The 23784-nt window shown below is 69.1% G+C and carries 20 protein-coding genes; 11 read left to right on the forward strand and 9 right to left on the reverse strand.

Features of this window, described 5'->3' with window-relative positions; translation table 11 throughout:
* Window positions 1–17: 17 nt before the first annotated feature.
* From recF to dnaA, 4 genes are all read right to left on the reverse strand, one after another.
* Window positions 18–1142 (reverse strand): DNA replication/repair protein RecF, encoded by a 1125-nt coding sequence (recF, locus tag ACH34S_RS30505; protein WP_395956293.1) that lies wholly within the window; start codon window positions 1140–1142, stop codon window positions 18–20.
* A gap of 290 nt (window positions 1143–1432) precedes the next feature.
* Window positions 1433–2353, reverse strand: a complete 921-nt coding sequence (gene gnd / locus ACH34S_RS30510) for a phosphogluconate dehydrogenase (NAD(+)-dependent, decarboxylating) (RefSeq protein WP_395956294.1) — start codon at window positions 2351–2353, stop codon at window positions 1433–1435.
* Window positions 2354–2462: 109 nt separating this feature from the next.
* Window positions 2463–3605 (reverse strand): DNA polymerase III subunit beta, encoded by a 1143-nt coding sequence (gene dnaN / locus ACH34S_RS30515; RefSeq protein WP_132177952.1) that lies wholly within the window; start codon window positions 3603–3605, stop codon window positions 2463–2465.
* Between the two features lie 673 nt (window positions 3606–4278).
* Window positions 4279–6612 (reverse strand): chromosomal replication initiator protein DnaA, encoded by a 2334-nt coding sequence (gene dnaA / locus ACH34S_RS30520; protein WP_395956296.1) that lies wholly within the window; start codon window positions 6610–6612, stop codon window positions 4279–4281.
* Between the two features lie 582 nt (window positions 6613–7194).
* On the opposite strand from dnaA, the gene rpmH reads away from it, so the two are divergent.
* The 5 genes from rpmH to ACH34S_RS30545 are packed head-to-tail and all read left to right on the forward strand — an operon-like array spanning window position 7195 to window position 9693.
* Window positions 7195–7332: a 50S ribosomal protein L34 gene (gene rpmH / locus ACH34S_RS30525; protein WP_132177956.1), complete on the forward strand. Its 138-nt coding sequence runs from the start codon at window positions 7195–7197 to the stop codon at window positions 7330–7332.
* Window positions 7333–7366: 34 nt separating this feature from the next.
* On the forward strand, window positions 7367–7729 hold the full coding sequence (gene rnpA, locus ACH34S_RS30530) for a ribonuclease P protein component (protein WP_395956625.1): 363 nt from the start codon (window positions 7367–7369) through the stop codon (window positions 7727–7729).
* Between the two features lie 14 nt (window positions 7730–7743).
* Window positions 7744–8145 (forward strand): membrane protein insertion efficiency factor YidD, encoded by a 402-nt coding sequence (gene yidD, locus ACH34S_RS30535; protein ID WP_395956297.1) that lies wholly within the window; start codon window positions 7744–7746, stop codon window positions 8143–8145.
* The gene (gene yidC / locus ACH34S_RS30540; protein WP_395956298.1) at window positions 8138–9169 is read left to right on the forward strand and encodes a membrane protein insertase YidC; all 1032 of its coding nucleotides are present in this window, start codon (window positions 8138–8140) and stop codon (window positions 9167–9169) included. The genes yidD and yidC overlap by 8 nt, the downstream gene beginning before the upstream one ends.
* Window positions 9170–9207: 38 nt before the next feature.
* Complete coding sequence (locus tag ACH34S_RS30545; protein ID WP_395956299.1) at window positions 9208–9693, forward strand: protein jag; 486 nt, start codon at window positions 9208–9210, stop codon at window positions 9691–9693.
* A 538-nt stretch (window positions 9694–10231) separates the two neighbouring features.
* On the opposite strand, the gene ACH34S_RS30550 is transcribed toward ACH34S_RS30545, so the two are convergent.
* Complete coding sequence (locus tag ACH34S_RS30550; protein ID WP_395956300.1) at window positions 10232–10696, reverse strand: DUF6458 family protein; 465 nt, start codon at window positions 10694–10696, stop codon at window positions 10232–10234.
* 861 nt (window positions 10697–11557) lie between these two features.
* On the opposite strand from ACH34S_RS30550, the gene rsmG reads away from it, so the two are divergent.
* The 4 genes from rsmG (at window position 11558) to ACH34S_RS30570 (ending at window position 16250) form a co-directional block, all read left to right on the forward strand.
* A complete protein-coding gene (gene rsmG / locus ACH34S_RS30555; protein WP_395956301.1) occupies window positions 11558–12238 on the forward strand; it encodes a 16S rRNA (guanine(527)-N(7))-methyltransferase RsmG in 681 nt (226 codons plus the stop codon).
* A gap of 284 nt (window positions 12239–12522) precedes the next feature.
* Window positions 12523–13401: a ParA family protein gene (locus ACH34S_RS30560; protein WP_395956302.1), complete on the forward strand. Its 879-nt coding sequence runs from the start codon at window positions 12523–12525 to the stop codon at window positions 13399–13401.
* On the forward strand, window positions 13398–14411 hold the full coding sequence (locus ACH34S_RS30565) for a ParB/RepB/Spo0J family partition protein (protein WP_395956303.1): 1014 nt from the start codon (window positions 13398–13400) through the stop codon (window positions 14409–14411). The genes ACH34S_RS30560 and ACH34S_RS30565 overlap by 4 nt, the downstream gene beginning before the upstream one ends.
* Before the next feature lie 1551 nt (window positions 14412–15962).
* Entirely contained in the window at window positions 15963–16250 is a 288-nt protein-coding gene (locus tag ACH34S_RS30570; protein ID WP_395956304.1) for a hypothetical protein, read from the forward strand.
* Between the two features lie 509 nt (window positions 16251–16759).
* On the opposite strand, the gene ACH34S_RS30575 is transcribed toward ACH34S_RS30570, so the two are convergent.
* Together ACH34S_RS30575 and ACH34S_RS30580 are read right to left on the reverse strand one after the other, a co-directional pair.
* Entirely contained in the window at window positions 16760–17701 is a 942-nt protein-coding gene (locus tag ACH34S_RS30575; RefSeq protein ID WP_395956305.1) for a D-alanine--D-alanine ligase, read from the reverse strand.
* Between the two features lie 142 nt (window positions 17702–17843).
* Window positions 17844–19076: a PLP-dependent aminotransferase family protein gene (locus ACH34S_RS30580; RefSeq protein ID WP_395956626.1), complete on the reverse strand. Its 1233-nt coding sequence runs from the start codon at window positions 19074–19076 to the stop codon at window positions 17844–17846.
* A gap of 759 nt (window positions 19077–19835) precedes the next feature.
* On the opposite strand from ACH34S_RS30580, the gene ACH34S_RS30585 reads away from it, so the two are divergent.
* Window positions 19836–20453 (forward strand): GNAT family N-acetyltransferase, encoded by a 618-nt coding sequence (locus ACH34S_RS30585; RefSeq protein ID WP_395956306.1) that lies wholly within the window; start codon window positions 19836–19838, stop codon window positions 20451–20453.
* A 137-nt stretch (window positions 20454–20590) separates the two neighbouring features.
* Here the strand turns inward: ACH34S_RS30585 and trxA are convergent, their stop codons facing one another.
* Both trxA and trxB read right to left on the reverse strand, forming a co-directional pair.
* Window positions 20591–20905, reverse strand: a complete 315-nt coding sequence (gene trxA / locus ACH34S_RS30590; protein ID WP_395956307.1) for a thioredoxin — start codon at window positions 20903–20905, stop codon at window positions 20591–20593.
* A gap of 475 nt (window positions 20906–21380) precedes the next feature.
* Window positions 21381–22334 carry a thioredoxin-disulfide reductase gene (gene trxB / locus ACH34S_RS30595; RefSeq protein ID WP_395956308.1) on the reverse strand — a complete coding sequence of 318 codons (954 nt, stop codon included), beginning with the start codon at window positions 22332–22334 and terminating at the stop codon, window positions 21381–21383.
* Window positions 22335–22943: 609 nt separating this feature from the next.
* Between trxB and ACH34S_RS30600 the strand changes: the two genes are divergently transcribed.
* Window positions 22944–23516: a dienelactone hydrolase family protein gene (locus ACH34S_RS30600; RefSeq protein ID WP_395956309.1), complete on the forward strand. Its 573-nt coding sequence runs from the start codon at window positions 22944–22946 to the stop codon at window positions 23514–23516.
* Window positions 23517–23784 lie beyond the last annotated feature (268 nt).

Here is a 23784-nt window from a genome sequence, read left to right on the forward strand (position 1 = left end):
CGCTCGCCCTTTCCCGGTCAGTCGCGGACGATCTGGCCGTCGGAGACGGTATACGAAGCCCCTGTCAGTTCGGCCGGGACATCGGCGGGGACGGCGGCCGTGATGAGGACCTGCTCGGCGGCCGCGACCGTCTCCGCCAGCCTGCTGCGACGCCCCGTGTCGAGCTCGGCGAACACGTCGTCCAGGATCAGGACGGGGTCGTCGCCGTCCGCCCTCAGCAGGTCGAACGCGGCGAGCCGCAGCCCGAGCGCGAACGACCACGACTCGCCGTGGCTGGCGTAGCCGCGCGCCGGGAGCTCCCCCAACTGCAGGACGAGCTCGTCCCGGTGCGGCCCAACGAGGCTCACTCCCCGGACCAGCTCCTGTTTGCGCGACTCGCCGACGGCCGCCAGCAGCTGGTCGGCGAGTTTTCCACGGTCTGTGGACAACTCGCCGTCCCCCAGCGAACTCTTGTAGTGCAGATCGGCCGCGTCGCTGCTCGGCGCGAGCGTCGCATAGGCGCGGACGACGAGCGGACGGAGCGCCTCTACGAGATCCAGCCGTGCCGCCAGGAGCTCGGCTCCGGTGCTGGCCAGATGCGAGTCCCAGACGTCGAGCGTCGCGAGCACCTCTGGGCCAGGTGAACGCCGGTGCGCGGCCGCTGACTTCAGTAGGGCGTTGCGTTGCTTGAGGACGCGGTCGTAGTCGGAACGGACACCGGCGAAGCGGGGAGCCCGGGCGGTGAGCAGCTCGTCCATGAAACGGCGGCGCTCCCCCGGGTCGCCCTTCACGAGCGAAAGGTCTTCTGGGGCGAACAGCACCGTGCGGAGCATCCCCAGGATCTCGCGGGGCCTGGGGACGGGGGACCGGTTGAGCCGCGCCCGGTTCGCCTTCCCGGGGTTGATCTCGAGTTCGATCAGCGCCTTGCGGTCGTCCTTCACCAGGCCTGCCCGCACGATCGCACGCGGCGCGCCATGCCGGACGAGCGGCGCGTCCGTCGCGGCCCGGTGGCTGCCGTGCGAGGCGACGTAACCGATGGCCTCGACCAGGTTCGTCTTGCCTTGCCCGTTCGGGCCCACGAACGCCGTAACCCCCGGTTCGAGCGCGACCTCGGCGGCCGGATACGAACGGAAGTCCTGCAAGGAGAGGTGGGCGACGTGCACGAGACACGAGCGTAGAGCCTTCGCCGCGACACCGGGCACGAGCCTGCCACCCATCCGCCGTAGCCGCGTCCACAGGCGCCGGAGCGTCGTGCGGGTAGCGGGAGGTGCTGGTCTGCGTTCTGGTGGGGTCGGCATGCGCACCTCCTTCGGGACGTTGCGGGGACATGCGAGCGCCCCGCAGGTTCGTCGTCTGCGGGGCGTTCTCAGCCCCCGCGGCCGACTCAGTTCAGGGTCGGGCATCGCGGGGGGAGCGCGGAACCGAAAGCGAAACTGTGGATAACTCTCCGGGCTCAGACGGGCGGGGGAGTCACGTCGGCGCCGGGGGAGTCGCCGGCGGTGGCGGTCTCGACGGTGTGGCCGCCGAACTGGTTGCGGAGGGCGGCGACGACGCGCATCGCCGGTGAGTCCTCCTGGCGGGAGGCGAAGCGGGCGAACAGGGAGGCGCTGATCGCGGGCAGCGGGACGGCGTGATCGACGGCGGCCTGGACCGTCCAGCGGCCCTCTCCGGAGTCGTTGGCGTAGCCGCGCAGGTCGTCCAGCTCCGGATCGTCGGCGAGGGCCCTGTTCAGCAGTTCCAGCAGCCAGGACCGGATGACCGTGCCCTCCTGCCAGCTCAGGAACGTCTCCGGGACCTTGGTCACGATGCCGCTGGCCTCGATGAGCTCGTAGCCTTCGCCGAAGGCCTGCATCATCGCGTACTCGATGCCGTTGTGGACCATCTTCACGAAGTGCCCTGCGCCGACCTCGCCGGAGTGGACGAATCCGTACTCGCCCTCTGGCTTGAGCGTCTCGAAGATGGGCATCAGGCGCTTCACGTTGTCGTCGTCCCCGCCGACCATGAGCGCGTAGCCGTTCTGCAGGCCCCACACGCCGCCGCTCACACCGCAGTCAACGAAGCCGATGCCGGCCGCAGCGAGCTGCTCACCGTGCTTCTGGTCGTCCACATAGTGTGAATTACCGCCGTCGACGACGATGTCGCCCGCTTGAAGAACTTCCCCCAGCTTGTGGATGGTGTCCTCGGTGGGCTTGCCTGCGGGCACCATCACCCACACGGCGCGCGGCGGGGACAGCCGTTCGACCAGTTCCTCCACCGAGCCGACGTCGCTGACGTCCGGATCGTGGTCATAGCCGACGACCGTGTGACCGCCCCGGCGCAGCCGCTCGGCCATGTTGCCGCCCATCTTGCCCAGGCCGATGATCCCAAGCTCCATGAAAACTCCCCTGTGCGTAGCTGTCCCTGATGTGCCCTGGGGCGAGCCTTTCATCCGGTTCGACTCGTCCGGTCCGACCGGCCGCCCTGTGGACGAAAGGCCCCCGGCCTCACCCGGACAGCCGGACGGGCATGATCAGGTAACGGTAGTTCGGGTTCTCGCCGTCCTGCGGGGGCTTGCCGGTGAGGACGGCCGGCTTCGTCGGGGTGGTGAAGGACAGCCGCGCGACGTCGGAGCCGATCGCGGAGAGCCCGTCGAGGAGGAACGCGGGGTTGAACGCGATGTCGATGTCCTCGCCCTCCAGGGACGCCTCCAGAGCCTCCACGGCCTGCGCCTCGTCCCCGGTCCCCGCCTCCAGGACGACCTCGCCCTGGCTGAACGAGAGCCGCACGGGGGTGTTGCGCTCGGCGACGAGGGAGACGCGCTTGACGGCCTCGATGAACTGGGCCGTCTGGATCTCGGCGAGGCCCGCGTACTCGCTGGGCAGCAGCGACCGGTACTTGACGAAGTCGCCGTCGAGGAGGCGGGACGTCGTCCGGCGGCCGCCGCCCTCGAAGCCGATCATGCCTTCGCCGGTGCCGCCCGTCCCGCCGAGCGCGATCGACACCTCAGCGCCCGCTGTGAGCGACTTGGCGGTGTCGGCGAGCGTCCTGGCCGGGACGAGCGCGACGGCGGAGAAGTCCGGGCGCTCCGGCTTCCAGTGCAGCTCGCGGACGGCCAGGCGGTAGCGGTCCGTGGACGCCAGCGTCACGGTCTCGCCCTCGATTTCCACACGGACGCCGGTCAGCATGGGGATCGTGTCGTCCTTGCCTGCGGCGATCGCCACCTGGCCGACGGCCGCGGCGAACTCGTCACTGCCCACCGACCCTGCGGCCGGTGGCATCTCCGGGAGGGTCGGGTAGTCCTCCACAGGCATGGTGAGAAGTGTGAACTTCGCGCTGCCACAGCGGAGCATCACCTTCGCGCCGTCCGTCGTCACCTCCACAGGGTGGGGAGGAAGGCTGCGCGAGATCTCGGCGAGGAGCCGCCCCGATACCAGGGCGGTGCCCGCCTCCTCCACATCGATGTCCGTGGAGACCTGGGCGGAGACCTCGTAGTCGAACGCGGACAGCTTCAGCCGGTCGCTGTTCTCCTCGCCTCCGGCGACGATGTGCATGCCCGCGAGGACCGGCACCGGCGGCCGGACGGGGAGCGTACGCGCGGTCCAGGCGACGGCGTCGGCTAGGGCGTCTCTGTCGATGCGGAACTTCAAGTGGACCCGCCTCCTGCAGGTGTCGGACAAGGGTGAGGTGATCCTGGCACGGCCGGGGCGCTCGGGTCGGGTTGTCCCCAGGCCCTGACTTGAGATGGATCTTTTCTTGAGTAGAGAAGTAGTGCAGTACCAGTAATAGGGGCCGTGGATAGTGTGGACAGACCGCGTCTGCCCAGGTGAGACCGCGTTTCTCTGTCCACCGGTGCTGTGCATGGGGAGTGGACGGCGCGGCGGCGCCTGGGGACGGCGAAATCGTCCCCACACGTCATCCTCATGTCATCCCCCGGTTTTCCACGAGTTCTCCACGGGTATGCCGTGGGTTTTGGCGCCCTGTGTACACCGGACGGGTGATCGCCGGGTTGGCCACAAGCCCGTCCCCAGCCTCTCCCCAGCTCCTCCCCAAGTCGTCCACGGGTTTTCCCCAGGACATGGTGGGCCGGTGCGGCGCGGATCCACATCCGTCCACCCTTCATCCTCAGGTTCTCCAACGGTTGCCCACCGGGTTATCCACGAAAATCCCCAGAGTTTTCCACAACTTGTGAGTAGCGACTCCGGTTCTCGGGCGAGACGTGCCTTTCGTCGCTTCCGTCTGGCCAGCGGGGTGTGGACGGGGCGGGCGCGGCCCGTCCACAAGCGTCGCGCAGGTCTGTCCACAGTGTGCACAAGGCACCGTTCAGCGCTTGCGGGCCTGGTGCTTGATGCGCCCGGTCAGCTCCGTGACCTGGTTGTAGATGGCGCGTCGCTCGGCCATCAGCGATCGGATCTTGCGCTCGGCGTGCATGACCGTGGTGTGGTCGCGGCCGCCGAACTGCTGGCCGATCTTGGGCAGGGACAGCTCCGTCAGCTCCCGGCACAGGTACATCGCGATCTGCCGGGCCGTGACGAGCATCCGGGAGCGGGACGGGCCGCAGAGGTCTTCGATCGTCGTCCCGAAATACTCCACCGTCTGCGCCATGATCATCGCGGCGGTGATCTCCGGGCCCGAGTCGTTCGGGATGAGGTCCTTCAGGACGATCTCGGCGAGCTTCATGTCCACCGACTGCCGGTTCAGGCTCGCGAACGCCGTCACCCGGATCAGCGCGCCCTCCAGCTCGCGGATGTTCGTCGCGATCTGCGAGGCGATGAACTCCAGCACGTCCGGCGGCGCGGCGAGGCCCTCCTGGCGCGCCTTCTTCTGCAGGATCGCGATCCGCGTCTCCAGCTCGGGCGGCTGCACGTCGGTCGTCAGCCCCCACTCGAACCGGTTGCGCAGCCGGTCCTCCAGCGTGACCAGTTCCTTGGGCGGACGGTCGCTGGAGATCACGATCTGCTTGCTGGCGTTGTGGAGCGTGTTGAACGTGTGGAAGAACTCCTCCTGCGTCTGCTCCTTGCCCTCAAGGAACTGGATGTCGTCGACGAGGAGGATGTCGACGTCCCGGTAGCGGCGGCGGAACCCGTCCGCCTTTCCGTCGCGGATCGAGTTGATGAAGTCGTTCGTGAACTCTTCAGAACTCACATACCGGACGCGCGCGCCATTAAAGAGGCTCTGCGCGTAATGCCCGATCGCATGAAGAAGGTGTGTCTTGCCCAGGCCGGAGTCGCCGTAGATGAACAACGGGTTGTACGCCTTGGCCGGCTGCTCGGCGACGGCGACGGCGGCCGCATGAGCGAACCTGTTGGACGAGCCGATGACGAACGTCTCGAACGTGTACTTGGGGTTCAGACGGGCGTGCTCGGACGCACCAGTCCCCGCGGTGCCCGCAGGCGCCGGACCACCGCCGCCGGGGCCTGGGCCAGGCGCGGGGCCAGGACCAGGGCCAGGGCCAGGGCCAGGGCCGTTGGGGCCGCGGGCGTCGGGGGCATCCTCGTCGCGGAACGAGCTCTCGCGGTAAGGCTCCTCGCCGCGATACTGCTCACCGCCACCACCGCCGTACTGCTCGGTGCCCACGCCACCGCCGTACTGGTCGCCGCTCGTGGGTGCGCCGCCGTACTGGTCGGCACCTCCGCCACCGCCGTATTGGTCGGTGCCAGCGCCGCCGTACTGCTCCGGCCCTCCGTACGGCTGCTCTCCGCCAGCAAACGACGATGGATCTCCACCCTGGAAGGTGTTCTCTGGGTGCCCGCCGAGCGATGGTTCGTTCCCGCCGTGTTGGGGTTCGCGCCCCTGCGGCTCTGCACGTCCGCCGCCGCCCGAACGCAGAGGGCCGAGCGTGCGATCGTTCAGATGCGAATGCGAGGGGCGGCCAGGAGGCTCCCCACTGAAACCCTCCGGCGCGCCATGCCCGGGATAACCGCCCTGCGTGCCTCGTCCATCGAACGGGCCTGGGCCGCGTCCACCTGGACCAGGACCCGGGCCCGCCCCGGCCGGCCCGTACCCGGGTGGGCGGGGAGCGGGCGGATAGTTTCCCCGCTCATCGTCCGGAGCCTGTGGATAACCTCCGGGCGCGTTGGGGTTGTGGGTAGCTCCCGACTGCGGCGACCGGTACCCCGGCTCGCCGCCATACGGCTGCTCAGAGTAGGAACGATCTGACGATTCGCTGTAGGGCTGGCCTGTGTGCGGGCGCTCCCGGTCCCTCTCACGCTCGCGATCCCTGTCGCGTTCGTCGTGGGGGCGGTCTGAGTAGGAGTCGCCATAGGAAGGGCCAGCGTCGTGCATGCCGAGCCCTGCCCCCGGCGCGGGGATCGGTGCACCAAGCGGCTCACCGCCCCCTGGCCTGGACGACGCGCCAGGACCGGGGCCCGGGCCTGGGCCGCCGCCGGGCATCGCGGGCGGCTCCGGCTGGACGGTCACCGCGACCCGGATTTCCCTGCCCAGCTCATGTGAAAGGGCCTGCGTGATGAGGTTGCGTAGGCGCGTTTCCAGCGCGTCCTTGGCGAACTCGTTCGGCGCGGCCAGCAGCGCCGTCCCCTCCACGAGCGCTAGGGGCCGGACCATCGGGAGCCATGCGCGGTAGCTAGGAGACAGATCGCTCTCGGCCAGTGCGGTGAGGGTGCGGGCCCAGACTGATCCGAGATCCTGGCCGTCCATGCGCAAGGTCCCCTCCCCCTCCGTTCGACGGAGTACCTGACTGCCCCGCCTGTCCCACGGGATGCGATCGGCCCCACAGGGCACGGCCGCGACGCGGAAGACTTACTCTCTCACGAGTTGTCCACAGAGTTGTCCACATGCTGTGCATAGGCATGGAGCACCCTGTGTAAAACCCGTCACGCGGGTTCTAGCGAGCGAGGTCGGGGAGCCTCCGGCCTGCACGGCGGGCCGGTCCGGGTGTGGTTCTCGAACGGGGGTGGTGTGAGGGGCAGAACACCGACATGGTTCGTCGAATTCATCGAGTCGAAAGAGCGTCGGTTCGCCCGGACGACCTTAACCGCTGCGGCCCACACCCGCAACAGGATCGGGCCCGCGACCCGGGCGTCATCGCTCCCGTTTGACCGGCTGCGCTGGAGCCCGTAACGTGCTGAGGTCGAGTCGCATCGACGGAGATGACGCGTGCCCGCCGGCAGCCCCTCCAGGCAGGCTCGGGTGGGCCCCCGCTGCGGGGGACCGGACGCGCCCCTCGATGCGAGTTGCCGAGCCCTTGCATACGAACCGACCGCAGCACTGGAGCCTCAAGTGAGCAAGCGTACTTTCCAGCCGAACAACCGTCGTCGCCACAAGAAGCACGGCTTCCGGCTGCGCATGCGCACGCGCGCGGGCCGCGCGATCCTGTCCAGCCGGCGCGGCAAGGGCCGCTCACGCATCGCGGTCTGATCCACCGCTCACTGTGCTGCCGTCCGGAAACCGGATGCGGCGGCGGGACGACTTCACGTTGGCCGTCCGGCGTGGTCGCCGCGCCGGACGGCCAACTGTCGTGGCCCACCTGCTTCAGCCGGCCGAGCCAGCCGACCAGGGCACGGGCCGCTCCGCCGCTCCGCCGCTGGTCGGGTTCATCGTGGCCCGCACCGTGGGGAACGCGGTCGTCCGCAACACCACGCGACGCCGCCTCCGCCATCTGATGCGCCCGCAACTTGACCGGCTCCCAGCGGGTAGCCTGCTCGTAGTGCGCGCCAACCCCTCGGCGGGGACGGCGCGTCCTGACGAACTGGCCGCAGATCTGGAGTCGGCGCTCGACCGGCTGCTGCGGCCCGCGTCCAAGGGGCGGAGATGAGGAGTCAGCAGGGGATGACCTTTCCCCCGCACCACCCGGCGGGGTCCCCGGGCCCCGTCGCTGGGCTGCTGATCCTTCTCGTCCGCGCCTACCGCCGCTTCTTGAGTCCCCTGCTCGGGCAGCAGTGCCGCTTCCACCCCAGTTGCAGCGCTTACGGCCTGGAGGCACTCCAGGTGCACGGGGCATTGCGCGGCACATGGCTCACGGCCCGCCGGATCGTGCGGTGCCAGCCCTTCCACCCCGGCGGTCACGACCCGGTGCCGCCGAAGAAGCCGTCCGAGAGGTGCTTCTCCGGGGGAACTGGGGGGACGTCCCCGACGTCCGCCCAGGAGCGATCCATGGCGGCTACCCCGGACCCCGGCCGCGAGGAGAGCGGCCCCGCCCTAGCAGAGCCCAAGGAGCAGCCCGGTGCTTGACTGGTTGTACGAGATCGTCGCTCAGCTCATCGTGTGGATTCACACGGGGCTGAGCACCGTCGTCCCCAAGGACAGTGGATGGGCCTGGGGCGGCTCGATCATCCTTCTCACCGTCCTGCTGCGCGTGATCCTTGTCCCTCTGTTCGTGAAGCAGATCCACGCTTCACGGAAGATGCAGGAACTGAACCCCAAGGTTCAGGCGCTGCGCAAGAAGTACAAGAACGACAAGCAGCGCCTCAACCAGGAGGTAATGAAGCTCTACCAGGAGAACGGCGCCAACCCGCTGTCGGGCTGCCTCCCCCTCCTGGTGCAGATGCCGATCTTCATCGGCCTCTTCCAGACGCTGAAGAAGGTCTCGGACGCCAAGCCCGGCGAGAGCGTCTTCTCCATGTCGGCCGACCTGGTGGCGAGCGCCCAGCACGCCAGCATCTTCGGCGCCCACATCCCGGACACCTTCCTCAACGCCTGGGGCTCGGACCCCAAGAGCTGGACCGCCATCATCATCACCGGCATCGCCGTGGTGATCAGCTCCTGCACGACGTTCTTCACCGTCCGGGCGAGCATGAAGCGCCAGCCCGTCACCGACGACGCCAACCCGATGATGCAGGCGCAGAAGATGATGGTCTTCCTCGCGCCGCTGTTCGGACTCTTCGGGCTCGGGTTCCCGCTCGGTGTCCTCATGTACTGGGTCACGTCCAACAGCTGGACGCTGGCGCAGCAGCACTACATCTACAAGAAGTACCCGCCGCCCGGTAAGGACGGCGAGCCCGCGACGACCACCACCGGCAAGTCCGGCACCGCCAAGTCCGGCACGAAGACCGGTGCCAAGACGGGCACGAAGACCGGCGCCAAGACCGGCGCGAAGGCTGCCGGCTCGAAGAACGGGCAGTCGTCGGCGAGCACGAAGGCCAAGCTGAGGAAGGACGCGGAGCCGGAGTCCGATGTGGACGACAAGCCGAAGGTCGTCCGCAACCAGCCGACCCGCAAGTCGCGCAGCAAGCGCAGTGGCACCCAGAAGCGCTAGTTTGATCCCCGAGTACGTGCCCGAGAAGGAGACCCCCGTTGAGCCAGACCGACACCACCGAGGTCGACGTTCAGGCACTCGAGCAAGAAGGCGAGATCGCCGCCGACTACATCGAGGGCCTGCTGGACATCGGTGACTATGACGGCGACATCGACATGGACGTCGAAGGCGAACGCGCGATCGTCGCCGTCGTCGGCGGTTCCCTGGACGAGCTGGTCGGCAAACGCGGCGAGGTCCTGGAGGCGTTGCAGGAGCTGACCCGCCTGGCCGTGCACCGCCAGACGGGCAACCGCACCCGGCTCATGCTCGACATCGGCGGCTACCGCGAGCGCCGCCGCGCCGAACTGACCAAGCTCGGCACCGATGTCGCCGACGAGGTCAAGCAGGCGGGCGAGCCGAAGCCGCTCGCCCCGATGACCCCGTTCGAGCGCAAGGTCGTCCACGACGCGGTCGCCGCCGCGGGCCTGCGCAGCGAATCCGAGGGCGAGGAACCCGACCGCTACGTCGTCGTCTACCCCGCCTGACGAAGACCAGGGTCAGCCCCGCTGACCGCCGGCCGCTCCCGGAGGACCTACCACCTTCGACCACCCGGCCGGATTGACCCGCTTGACCTCCTTTCACAGGGGACAAACCTAAGAACGAACGGCTCACCCCTTTTGCACGGCCCTGGTGCCCCCACCGCACCGGGGCCGTCCGCATATCTGCACCATGACCGGGACCTCATCCGCTCGCGCGGGAGGCTGGTCTGGGACAGGCGGAAGTTGGTGATCCGCCGTATCGCCAGGTCGGGCACGCAGGTGGCGTGCGTCCGGTGACTTGTGCCATGGCTGTGGGCCGAACGTGGTGACCAGCCCTCCGTCGAGGACGGCCTCGCAGCCTCGGGTCGATGTGGACGTAACGCTGTCATTCTCATGCCCTGCACGCGTGGGGGACGGCGCACGGCGGAATGTGGATAACTTCCGGACACAGGAGGACCTCGCGCCCTGGTCGGCGCGAGGTCCTCAGATGCCCGGCGTGCCACCGCCGCCCAAGCACACCGGGCGGGACCGGGCCGGCCCCGAATCAGCGGGTCGGTCGGCGCCACCTGCGCCGCGGCGGGACGGGCCGCGCGGTCGAGTCGACGATGGGCGGACTGTTCTCCTGGGCCGGATCTTGCGCGTGCGCCGGGTCCTGGGAGAAGGCCGGGTCCTGGGCGACGTGACCGCGCGGGGCTCTCTCGTCCGCCCGATGTTCGATCACACGTTCGACTCGCTCGCCCGGACGGCCGACGGGCGCGGGGTCCTCGATGATGTGCTCCTCGCGGACCACGGTGCCCGGCTCGTCCCCATAGGCGGGGTCCGCACCGACCACGCGGCCAGCCTGGCGGCGTGGCCGGGTGTACTTCATGGTGAAGCCCATGCTGATCAGCCCCACCAGGATGAGGATCCAGCCGACCAGGTGAATGTCAATGCCGCTGAGATCGACGCGGAGGGCGAACGCGAGGATCGCGCCCATGGCGATGAATGCGAGACTGACTCCGATTCCCATCTGTCGGGGGCTCCCTTCCGGGGGACATCGGGCGACAAAGCCAGCCCCTACCCGAGGAGCCCGAGATATGCAGCGGGTCATGTGGTTCTCGCTTTAACGCAAGGGTCGTCCAACCCTCCGGTCTCCGAACTCTTGGCAGAGACATTGCGCCGCGACTTTGCGCCGGGCCGGATGGCAGAAGGCACTGTGCTGCGCGTTGCAGGGGGACGTCGAGGTGAGGAACCGCCCAGAACGACCTCCAGGCTGACCCAGAGCCGGGTGCCGTGGAGCAGCCCGCCTTAGGTGACAGGCCCGGGCGGCGGCGGCAGTTCGATGTTCCCGAACGTGGCAGTCGTCCTCTGTGCAGGTTTTGAGGACCTCGCGCCGACCAGGGCGCGAGGTCCTCCTGTGTCGGGAAGTTATCCACATTCCACAGTCCGCCGTCTCGCCCGCGCACGGGGCATGAGAATGACACCGTCAGATCCACATTGAACCGAGGCTGCGAGGTCGTCCTCAACGGGGAGGGCTGGTCACCATCTTCGGCTCGCAGCCGTGGCACGAGGCACCGGGCGAATGGCCATCTGCGTGGGCGGCCTGGCCAGTCGTGTGCTGGCTGGCTGATCGGTCGGAACAGCGACCATGTCGGCTGTCTGGTGCGACCCGTTGCCGAGGCGGTCTCCGCCGACCTACGCAGAGAACGCCAAGGTCGGTTGCTGTCGGTGGTCGCGCCGCCATGCCGGTCCGGAGGTCGATCGCGTCCGGAGCGCGAGCGGTGGGCTGGCGGATAGGGGGTGGGGGTGGCGCCGGAATGTCGGGTTGAGGTGGTGCGCGAGGACGTTGCGCATGCACGGCTTCGTTGGTTTCTGTGGAACGATTCGTCTGGTGGGGATTGGACGTGAGGTCGTCTTCGGTGACGCGCTACCGGTCGCGGAGCGTTACGCGGCGTTCCTTGAGACGGCCGGGGTCGAGCGCGGGCTCATCGGTCCGCGCGAGGTCGACCGGCTCTGGGAGCGGCACTTGATCAACTGCGCGGTGGTCTCGGAGGTGATTCCGGCGGACGCGCAGGTCGTGGACGTCGGGTCCGGGGCGGGGCTGCCGGGCATCGTGCTGGCGATCGTCCGGCCCGATCTGCGGATCATCCTGTTGGAGCCGCTGCTGCGACGCACCGCGTTCCTGGACGAATGCGTCGAAATGCTCGACCTGAGCAACGTCGAGGTGCGGCGCGGACGGGCCGAGGACGTGGTCGGTGAGATCACGGTCGATGTGGCCACCGCACGTGCCGTCGCACCGCTCAAACGCCTCGTGACATGGGCGCTTCCGCTGCTGCGTCCGGGCGGCGAGTTGCTCGCGCTCAAGGGCGAACGGGCCGGGGCCGAGCTGGACGAGGCGGAGGTCGTCCTGAAGCGGCTCGGGGCGCGGAGCACGGAACTGCTTCAAGTCGGGCGCGGTATGGTCGATTCTCCGACAACACTCGTCCGCGTGGTCGCAGGCCGGGGCGAGGCCGTCGGGCGACGACAGCGCGCACCCCGGCGTGCTAAAGGGTCGAGGAAGAGGTCTTCATGAGCACGGGACCAGGACTTGGCAAGCCTGACCGCGCCGACGAATCCCCCGACGCACAGCCGTCCGGCCTGGGCGGACTCGGCGAGGAGGCCGCTCGCGCCGCGGCCACCGCCGGGACGTGGGGGGAGGCGGACCCGGGCGGCACGCCGGGGACCGCGCCCTCCGGACACGCAATGTGGGGTACCACGACGTCCGGAACCGCGGAGAACGTCGGCTATGTACCGACGAACGCCGGTGCGCAGCCGGCGGGTCCGCGCAAGGGACCAACTCAGGGGGAGTCAGAACTCGTGCGCGAGGCGCTCAAGGACGCCAAGGTTTCACATGAAACAACGGCCACCGCGGTCAAGCCGATGCCGGGCCGCCGGGGCAAGGAGTGGCCGCGGCCCGACAGTTGCCGCATCATCACCATCGCCAACCAGAAGGGCGGCGTCGGCAAGACCACCAGCTCGGTGAATCTCGCCGCGTCACTCGCCATGCATGGCGCCCAGGTCCTCGTGGTCGACCTCGACCCTCAGGGCAACGCCTCCACCGCCCTCGGTGTCGAGCACCATGCGGAGGTCCCGTCGATCTACGACGTGCTGATCGAGGACATGGCGCTCGCCGACATCGTCGTCCCCGCCCCTGAGATCCCCAACCTCTACTGCGCGCCCGCGACGCTCAACCTCGCCGGTGCCGAGATCGAGCTCGTGTCCAAGGTGGCGCGCGAGTCGCGGCTGCGGCGGGCGCTGGACGCCTACGACACCGACAAGTTCGACTACGTCCTGATCGATTGTCCGCCGTCCCTCGGCCTGCTCACCGTGAACGCCCTTGTCGGCGGGGACGAGCTGCTCATCCCCATCCAGTGCGAGTACTACGCGCTGGAGGGACTCGGGCAGCTGATCAGGACCGTCGATCTCGTCAAGGCGCACCTCAACCAGAAGCTGAAGGTGTCCACGATCCTGCTCACGATGTACGACGCCCGGACGCGGCTTGCCGCGCAGGTGGCCGAGGACGTCCGCAACCACTTCGGCGACGTCGTCCTCAACACCGTCATCCCCCGCAGCGTCCGGGTCTCCGAGGCCCCGAGCTACGGGCAGTCCGTCATGACCTATGACCCCGGTTCGAGCGGCGCGCTCGCCTACAGCGAGGCCGCCTCCGAAATGGCCCATGGAGGAACCGTCCAGTGAGCCAGCAGCGACGCGGCCTCGGCAAGGGACTCGGCGCCCTCATTCCCACCGCCCCGCCTCCGCCGACGTCCACCGAACCGGGCAGCGCGAGCGAGCCGGGGTTCCCGGGTGGGCCCGGCCCGTCCGGGACGACCGGCTCGAATGGCGTCGCCTCATCCGACTTCGGTCTGGAGCCGGTCGCGGGCGCGCATTTCGCCGAGCTTCCCGTCCGCTCCATCACCGCCAACCCGCGCCAGCCGCGCGACCATTTCGACGACGAGGCCCTGGAGGAACTGGCCGAGTCGATCCGCATCGTCGGGCTCCTGCAGCCGATCGTGGTGCGCAAGGCCCCGCTGGGCGAGCGCGACTATGAGCTCATCATGGGCGAGCGCCGGCTGCGGGCGTCCAAACTGGCCGGGCTGGATGTCATTCCGGCGATCGTCCGCGACACCGGCGACAACGAGCTGCTCCGTGACGCACTCATGGAGAACCTCCACCGCCAGCAACTCAACCCGCTGGAGGAGGCCGCCGCGTACCAGCAGCTGCTGCAGGACTTCGGCGCCACCCACGAGCAGCTCGCCGGACGCATCGGACGGTCACGCCCGCACATCACCAACACGCTCCGCCTGCTGAACCTGCCGCCGGCCGTCCAGCGCCGTGTCGCCGCGGGCGTCCTGTCGGCCGGACACGCGCGTGCTCTCCTCTCACTCGACAGCGTCGAGGCCCAGGAGCATCTGGCGCAGCGGATCGTGCAGGAGGGCCTCTCCGTCCGCGCCCTTGAAGAGCTCATCGCGCTCCGCGAGGTCGATGAGCCGAAGGCCCCGCGCCAGGGACGCCGCAACAAGCCCGTCGCCCCTGGACTCAAGGAGATCGCCGACCGCCTCTCCGACCGCTACGAGACCAAGGTCCGCGTCGACATGGGCCGCAACAAGGGCAAGATCGTGGTCGAGTTCGCCACCCTGGAGGACCTGGATCGCATCATCAAGTCCATGGCTCCCGACGATGACGGCGGCAGCGTCACCGACGTCTGACGTCCCCGCCTCCGAGCGCCCCGGCAACCCCCCGAGAAGGGCTCCCGGGGCGCTTTGCTTTCCGAAGCGCCGCCGACGTTTCCCGTGAAACATCGGCTCCCCAGCTCCCCCAGCTGCGCGCCGCCGCGACACCGCGAGAGCACGACCGCGCTATTCCGGACGGACCGGTGCCCAGCAGCACACGATCTCGAACCGCCTGGCCCAGATCACCGAGCACGCCCAGGCTCATGGCGATTGGCTGAGACTCCTCCCGACACTCAACGTCGACTATCGCCACGGCCGGTCGCACGCCGCCACGAAGGACTGCGCAGGGAGGGGCTCCCTCATCACGCACGATCCGGGACCCGACCGCGAAGGCCGGTAATACTGCGGCACCATCGCGGCGCCTGCCAACCAGGATCAGTACCAACTGCGACTGAGGCGGTCGGCGTCCCCGACCCAGTTGCTTACGCGCTGCGGCCCATGCTTCAGAGCGCGACATCCACCCGCGTCCCTGTCGGACGGCGCCGAGCTTGGGACGCCATACTGGGCAGTCGCCAACTCTCGTGTGGATGCACGGACTGCATGTCGGAAGCTCCGCTCGTGGATGGGGGTGTGGCTGTACCGCCGCACTGGCCTGGCGGTCGAGCCCGGCTTCAGGCATCGGACGTCCACCGTCCGGCTCTTGAGTCGAGGATCGGGGGTCCGTCCTTAGGCGCTGGTTTGATGCGTGGTCGTGGTCGTGGTCGGCTTGGCGGCCTTGTGTTCGTCGTGGTGTCCACAGTGCACGGGGCGAGGGTGATTCACGTGAAACCGTGGGCCGCCTGATGCTTGTGTACTCGCCCAATGGCCTCCCGTCTCGCGGTAGCGACCAGCGAATCCCTCGGTGCCGGGCGGGGGGACTGGGTTGGCGCATGGTCGTTGGCCGGTTTGGTGGCGTGGTGGTCGTCCACATTGCAACAGGCGACGCCCACTGGCACTCCCCTCGCGGTTCCGATCTCCGGCTTCTTCGGTCGCCGGTCGGGAACTGGGTTGATGCGTGGTCACGGGTGCTCGTGGTGGTGGTGGTCTTCAGTACACCGGCGACGGTGTTTCACGTGAAACCGTGCGCCGCTCTGATGCATGTGCGACCCGCCCAGCGGCACTCCCCTTCGTGGTAGCGATCTCCGGCCTTTCCGGTGCCGCGTGGGAGTGGTTGTCGATCCTCCCGGAGGGCGCAGCGGGCGCGTGTGAATAGGGGCGCTCGCCCTTCAGATGCCCGAGCGAACCGATGGGCGTCCTCCGTGCTGTGGCGGTTCGGTGTTGGCGCAGTCGGTCGGCGGGAGTCTTGGGTGTCGGATCGACCATGGGTGGTGGGGTGCTGCGGGGCGTGGAGCGTCCAGGAGTCCCCGGCGTTGGAGGAACCGGGCGTACGGGTGTTGTGGCGGAAGTCTGTGGTTGGCGCCGGATCTCCGGTAGTGGGGTGAGCGGCGGTCGGCGCGTCAGGTTGGCGTTGTCCGGACACTGGGCGCTTGGCGGCGACGTGTCGCGGTTGTGGATGTCGCGGACGTCCGGAGGACGGGGAGTCGGGAGTTGTCGCGGGGGCGAGGTCGTTGGTTTCCGGAACAGCATTGGCGGACCCTGTCGGCCGCCGCCGCCGCCACCGCCACTGTCGCGGTCGCCACCGCCACCGCCACCGTCGCGGTCGCCGCCGCCACCACCCCGGTCGCCACTGTCGTCATCGCCGTCGTCATCGTCGTCATCGTCATCGCCGTCGCCACCGCCGCTGTCGTCATCGCCGTCGCCACCGCCGCCACCGCCACCGTCATCGCCGCCATCGCCACCGCCACCGTCACCCGTCGCCGTCACCCGCCACCGTGACCGTGGTCGTGCTTGGCGGCAGGGAGGCGGTCGGGATGGTGGCCCTGGAGGGCACCGGCGGCGACCACGGTGGCCGGGCGTCTTGGGCGAGGCGTGCCTGCGGGGTGGTGACGCTCGTGTTTCCGTGTGTCGCGGTCCTCGTTGATGTCGCGTTCGGGGTATCGAGGAACTGTGAATTGGTGGTGGTGCGTCCAGGGAGTGCTCAGCGCCCGGCGTCGTCCGGCGTCGTCTGGTGCTCGGTGCGGGGGGCGCGTGCCGAGAGAGTGCCGGACATCCGTCACTGCTGGCTTGTGACCGCGACACTCGACGGTTCCGACGTCCGGACATCGGTGAGCCCCCGTGTCGCGGTTGGCGGGCGTCCGGTGTGGCTCGGCCTTCGGTGGATCGGATTCTTCGGAGCGCGACTGGGAGAGGGGGGCTCGGTGTTCGACGGGTGGCGTCGGTCGTTTGGTGAGCCGCGGGGGATTTGGTGGCGCTGCGTTGGGGACGGCTTGGGTCGGCGGTTGGGCTTAGGGGAAGTGGGCGAGGATCAGGTCTCGGCAGACTTCGCCTAGGTCCAGGCCGGCGACGCTGATGGCGCGTGGGAAGAGGCTGGTTTCCGTCATGCCGGGGGCCACGTTGACTTCGAGGAAATGGACTTCGCCGTCGGGGGAGACGATGAGGTCGGTGCGGGAGAGGTCGCGGAGGCCGAGGGCGCGGTGGGCGGTGACGGCAGCGGTGGTGGCGCGGGCGGTGGCGTCCGCGTCCAGGCGGGCCGGGGTGATGAATTCGGTGTCGCCGGCGTCGTAGCGGGCGGTGTAGTCGTAAAGGCCGCCGGGGGCGACGATCTCGACCGCGGGCATGGCGGTCGGGGTGCCGTCGCGCTCGACGACGCTGACGGAGATCTCGGTGCCGGCGACATAGCGCTCTACGAGGGCGGCGTCGCCGTAGGCGAAGCAGCCGACCATGGCGGCGGAGAGATCCGCGGCCTGGTGGACGACGGACGCGCCGAGCGCCGAGCCGCCTCGCGTGGGCTTGACGAACAGGGGGAGGCCGAGGCTGCGGATGATGTGGTCGAGGACGGACGAGGCGCCGAGGTCGTGGAAGACCTCTTTGGGGAGGGCGACGGAGTCCGGTGTGCGGAGGCCCGCCTGGCGGACGACGGCCTTGGCGGTCGGCTTGTCCCACGCGACCCGGCAGGCGTCCGGGCGGGCGCCGACGTAGCGGACGTCCAGGAGTTCGAGGACGTCCCGGATCGAGCCGTCCTCGCCCGCCGCGCCGTGCAGGACGGGGAACACGGCGTCCGGGGGATCGTCGGAGAGGGAGTCCAGGAGCGTCGCGTCCGCGTCGCGGAGTTCGACGGGGATGTCGAGGGCGCGCAGCGCCTCCGTGACGCGCCGGCCGGAGCGAAGCGAGACCTCACGCTCGTAGGAGAGTCCGCCAGCCAGGACGACGACATGCCCGAGTTCCACTGCTGCCCCTCTGGATGGTGCCGTGACGGCGGAACGTACCGGCTCCCCCGCCGGACGAGCTCCATGTGGTGCCGTCCGACGCGATCATGCCCTAGGCCCGGTGTCGAGGACCCGGCGACCCGGTGCGTTTCACGTGAAACATTCAGACGACGTCCGGCCCCGGCGTCTGAACGCCGGTGGAGCCGCCCGTGACCGCCCTGCCGAAAGTGTCGCGGAGGCGGACCTCCTGCTCCACCACCGCGGCGAGACGCCGGACGCCCTCGCGGATCCGGTGCGGCTCGGGGAAGCAGTAGGAGAGACGCATGTGGCGGTGGCCGGTTCCGTCGGCATAGAAGCCGGTGCCGGGGACGTAGGCGACGCGTTCGGCGATGGCGCGGGGTGCCATGGCCTTGGCGTCGAGGCCCTCGGGGAGCGTGAGCCAGACGAAGAAGCCGCCTGCGGGACGGGTCCAGGTGCAGCCGTCCGGCATGAGCTGTTCGAGGGATTCGAGCATCGCGTCTCGGCGTGCCCGGTAGAGCTCGCGGAAGTCCTTGATCTGCTCTCGCCACGGCTGGGTGGCGAGGTACTCGCGAACGGCGAGCTGCGAGAAGTTCGACGGGCAAAGGATCGCTGACTCGGCGGCCAGGACGAGCTTGGCCCGCACCGCATGCGGCGCGAGCACCCAGCCGACCCGGAGACCGGACGCGATCGTCTTGGAGAACGAGCCGAGGTAGATGACCCGCTGGGCGTCGTCGGCGCGGAGGGCGCGCATGGGCTCGTCCTCGAAGCCGAGGAGCCCGTACGGGTTGTCCTCGATGACCAGGACGTCGTACTCGGCGCAGATTTCGAGGATCTGCGCGCGGCGGGCGGTGGTGAGGGTGACTCCCGCGGGGTTCTGGAACGTCGGGACGGTGTAGAGGAACTTGACCCGGCGCCCCTGCGCCCGGAGGTTCGCGAGGGTCTCGCGGAGCGCGGCTGGAATGAGCCCCGCCTCGTCGAGCGGTACGTGGACAACGTCGGCCTGGTAGGCGGCGAACGTACCGAGCGCGCCGACGTAGGACGGGGCCTCGGCGAGGACGACGTCCCCCGGATCCACGAAGATCTTGGTGATGAGGTCGAGCGCCTGCTGGGCGCCGACCGTGACGACGATGTCGTCCGCGGACGCGTGGATGCCCTCCAGCGCCATCACGTCGCAGATGTGCTCACGGAGCTGTTCGTCGCCCTGCGCGGAGCCGTACTGCAGCACCTCGGCGCCCTTGCCCGCGACGAGGTCGCCGATCAGCCGGCCAACGGCGTCCAGCGGAAGTGCCGAGACGTACGGCGCCCCGCCCGCGAGCGAGACCACCTCGGGACGGGCGACCATCGCGAACAGAGCCCGGATCTCGGAGGGCACCATGCCGGCGGCACGGGCGGCGTAGCGATCGGTGTAGGCATCCGTGCGCGAGTGCTGTTCCACGTGGCACCTCCGAGGTGGACTGGCTTGCCTGCAAACTACGGCATCTGGCAGGGGCGCTTCCTGCGAACCCCTGGGCGAGGCGTCCGGATCGGGCGTCCCGCTTCGTCTGTGAGGGCGTGGCGTCGTCGTCTGGCTGGTCGGCTTCGGCTGTGCGGCTCGCATTGGGGAACAGACGTGGCGTTGCGAGCGATGATCCGATCGGAGAGGTCGTGCCGGTTCGCTGGAGCGTGTGTCGGTTGGGTGGGCGGTGCTGCGTCGTCGTCCGTGCGAATACAGGCATGTCTGTCGGCCGCTCCGGCGCGCACCGGCTGCGAGGGTGTGTCGCCTCGTTCGAGTGAGTGGCCATTGGGCTGCTCCTGTCCGCCTTGCCGGAGAGTTCCGCCACCCGATCGGCGCTTCGCTGTATTGGCCGTGGACGTGTGGCGTCCTGGTCGGCGTCCTGTCCGGATGGTCGTGCGACCTCCGTGTCGTCCGGGCGTCCCCCGTTCGCCGGCCGATGGGGGAGTGTGCAGGTCGGCCGGACGGCGGTTGGTGCGAAGGTGTGCCGAGCCGGGTATTGCTCCCCTGTCCGATACGATGCCCAAGGATCCCGGAATGTTGCCGGGAACTTCAGCGGAGCGGCGTTCCGCCCCGGAACCGACGGCCCGGCCAGAGGTTCCAGGTCGGCGGGGCGAGGATCGCAACAGGGGGTGCCGCCCAGTGTCGCGTCGTCTCGTCAACATCACGCTGGACAATCTGAACGATCTGCCGCACCGCTGTCGCGGCTGCGTGTTCTGGGAGCTGGACCCGGTGAGCCGGGACAGGGCGTTCGAGAGTGGCGATTCGGGCCTGGAGAAAGAGGCCTGGATCTCCTCGACGCTGCTGGAGTGGGGCAGCTGCGGCAAGATCGTGTACGTCGACAACGTGCCTGCGGGCTTCGTGCTGTACGCGCCGCCGCTGTACGTGCCGCGCTCGGTGGCGTTCCCGACGAGCCCGGTCAGCGCGGACGCGGTACTGCTGATGACCGCGCACATCCTCCCGGAGTTCGCGGGCGGTGGGCTCGGCCGGATGCTCGTCCAGGGCGTCGCGAAGGACCTCACCCGGCGGACGGTGAAGGCGATCGAGGCGTTCGGCGACCTGAAGGGTGAGGACGGCGGATGCATGGTGCCCGCCGACTACCTGCTGTCGGTCGGGTTCAAGACCGTCCGGCCGCATCACCGGTATCCGCGGCTGCGGCTGGAGTTGAAGTCGGCCCTGTCGTGGCGTGAGGACGTCGAGGTGGCGCTGGAACGACTCCTGGGGTCCATGACACCGGAGGGGGCACTACGCCCCGTCTGAGGCGTTCTGAGCCGGTTTATTCGTGTGGCCCGCACTCCTGACGAAGGAGGGCGGGCCACACGCTTTCGCGCTCGCCGCGGGAGACGACGAGGTCCAGAAACAGCGCAGCGCCGTCGGCTGAGTGCAGCGCAAGGCCGTCAGAGGAACTCGGCCAGGTCGCGCAGGAGGGCGGCCTTCGGCTTGGCGCCCATGATCTGCTTGACGACCTCACCGTCCTTGTAGATGTTCATCGTCGGGATCTGCAAGACGCCGTACTTCTGCGGCACCTTCGGGTTCTCGTCGATGTTGAGCTTGACGATCTCGATCTTGTCGCCGTGCTCCTTGAGGATCTCTTCGAGGATCGGTGCAACCATCCGGCACGGGCCGCACCACTCCGCCCAGAAGTCGACGAGGACGGGCTTCTCGTTCTTCAGCACCTCGGTCGCGAAGTCGGCGTCGGTCACGGCTTTCATGGTTCTCCTTCTCCTGTCGTGCGGGCGGCGGGGACACCCCCGCCCGATACTGCCGGACGAACGTGCCCGCCCAGCGAATTCATCAGCCGCCCGGCCTGTCGGGCCGGTCATCCAGCGTTCGGACCCTTGCTGCGATCCAGTTCGGGTGGCGGCACTCGTCGCGTGCTCCCCCATTCGGGCCGCCTGCCGGTCGGTGCCGCCGGCCGGTTGGCGTGCCCTGCCGGGTGGTGGGGCGTGTATCTCGGGCTCGGCCGCTCGCCTGGAGCGATCCCGGCCCCGGTCGGGGTGTTGCGCGTGCGGTGGATGGTCTGCCGACTGCCGTTTGTCCACTCGCTGTGGACAGCGCGCCGGCCTGGTGCTTGCCCGGGTCGTCGAACGCGGCCGTTCAGACACGGGCAGCACCTCAGCCAGCGAGGAACGACCGCGACCTGCGGCAGGAAGCAGCTAGTGGGACGTGGCGTGACGGAGGCGCGGTTCAGGCTTGCGGCACGGTGTCCGCGGCGTCCCGATCCTGCAGCCACCGCTCGGCGTCGATCGCGGCCGAGCAGCCGGTCCCTGCGGCGGTGATGGCCTGGCGGTAGATGTGGTCGACCACGTCACCGCAGGCGAACACGCCGGGAACCTTCGTCCTGGTGGACGGCGCGTCCACGAGCAGGTAGCCGTCGGTGTCGGTCTCGAGCTGCCCGGCGAACAGTTCGCTGCGCGGGTCGTGCCCGATCGCGATGAACAGCCCGGTGATCTCCAGCGAGGACGGCTCGCCGCTCTTGGTGCTGCGGACGGTGACGCTCGTGACCCGGTCGTCGCCGTGGATCGCGGTCACCTCGCTGTCCCAGAGGAACTTGATCTTCTCGTTGGCGAAGGCCCGGTCCTGCATGATCTTGGAGGCGCGGAGCTGGTCGCGGCGGTGGATCACGGTGACGGAGCGGGCGAACTTGGTCAGGAAGATCGCCTCCTCCATGGCGGTGTCGCCGCCGCCGACGACCGCGATGTCCTGCTCGCGGAAGAAGAAGCCGTCGCAGGTCGCGCACCAGGACACGCCGCGTCCGGAGAGGCGCTTCTCGTCCGGCAGACCCAGCTCGCGGTAGCCGGACCCGGTCGCCACGATCACGGTCCTGGCGAGGTAGGTCTCGTCACCGACCTTGACGACCTTCGGGTCGGCGGTGAGGTCGACCTCGGTGACGTCGTCGGTGATCAGCTCGGCGCCGAAGCGTTCGGCCTGCTTGCGTAGGTTGTCCATCAGGTCGGGGCCCATGATGCCGTCCGGGAACCCGGGGAAGTTCTCCACGTCGGTGGTGTTCATCAGCGCACCGCCGGCCGTCACCGACCCCTCGAACACCAGCGGCTTGAGGTCGCCGCGGGCCGCGTAGATGGCGGCCGTATAGCCCGCGGGGCCCGAGCCGATGATGATGACGTTACGGACGTCGCTCACTGTTCTGCCTCTCCTCATTGGCCGCCGTGCCGCGCGACCTGGCCTGCCAATCGCGTCAACCGATCCTAGGCCCCGAGGATTCCCGGCACGCCGCGGCCGACCCGCCCGCCCCACCGATCGCCCGGCCGGCGGTCGCCGCCTTGCCGACCCGCCCAGCGACTGGACGTCGTTTCGCGGATCATCTGGATCGGCTCGTATCCCCTCGATCGTCCAACAGAGCGGCTAGCGCCTGGCTTGTGGTCCGGAGGGAGCCCGCCCGCGCCTCGCTGTCAGTCCGGGGGCCGATCCGCATCTCATGGTCGGGGTCTAGGAACTGGTCCGCACCATGCTTGATCGTCCGGTTGCCGCTTGGCGCTTCGCAGATGGCCCGCGGGGCGGTCAGCGCATCACTTTGTTCGAGAGCCAGCCTCTGTATCTCGCTGATCGTCCGGCAGTGGGCTGGCGCCGGGAGTTGGCCTGGGCCTCGCTGATGGTCCGGAACTGGTTCCAACCACTGGCGTGCGGCTGCTCCGGGGTGGTCACAGTGGATCGTGCTACGCGCCGCGTGGTGCTCTCAGGCGCGAGTGACTGGGGCGTTGGGCGGTTCTTGGCAGTCGTAGGGTGTGGTGCATGGCGCGTGTTCTGCTTCTTCACTCGATGTACGGGCTGCGGCCCGCGGTTCTGCAGGCGGCGGGCAGGCTTCGCTCGGCGGGGCATGAGGTCCACGTTCCGGACCTGTACGACGGACGGGTCGTCGACGAGCCCGAGGCCGGCATCGAGATCAAGGAGGAGATCGGGCGGGACGAGCTGCTACGGCGCGCGGTGGCGGCCGCCGCTCCGCTGGTGGGAGACGGCGGTCTCGTCTACGCGGGGTTCTCGCTGGGCGGCTCTCTCGCGCAGAACCTGGCGTTCGGCGACGCCAAGGCGGGCGGGCTGCTGCTGATGCACGGGACGTCCGACATGGCGGATGACGCGTCCACCGAAATCCCGGTGCAGCTGCACGTCGCCGACCCGGACACCTGGGAGCCCGTCGACTGGCTGAACGCCTGGTACCTGCGGATGCAGAAGGCGGGCGCGGACGTGGAGGTCTTCCGCTACCGGGGCGTCGGGCACCTGTTCACCGACCCGGACCTGCCCGACTACGACGCCGAGGCCGCCGAACGGGCTTGGACGATCGCGCTGGAGTTCCTCGCGACCCTCTGATCCTCTGTCGCCCCGACTAACCCGTCGTCCCCGACTGACTCGCCGTTCCGTCTCGCCTGGCATCGTTCCGGCCTGGCTTGCCGTTCCGTCTGATCTGGCGTTCCGACTTGCTTGGCGTCCCGCGAAGCTTGGCGTTCCGCCTGACCTGGCGTTCCGCCTGGCCTTGCGTCACCTTGGCTTGGCGTCTTGCGGAGGCTGGCGTTCCGCCTGGGCTGGTGGGTCGGTGTCGGCGGGCTCTAGGCTTTGAGGTGGTGGATGGCGTGCAGGG

The sequence above is a fragment of the Actinomadura sp. 3N508 genome, from assembly GCF_044326375.1.
Lineage (GTDB): Bacteria > Actinomycetota > Actinomycetes > Streptosporangiales > Streptosporangiaceae > Spirillospora.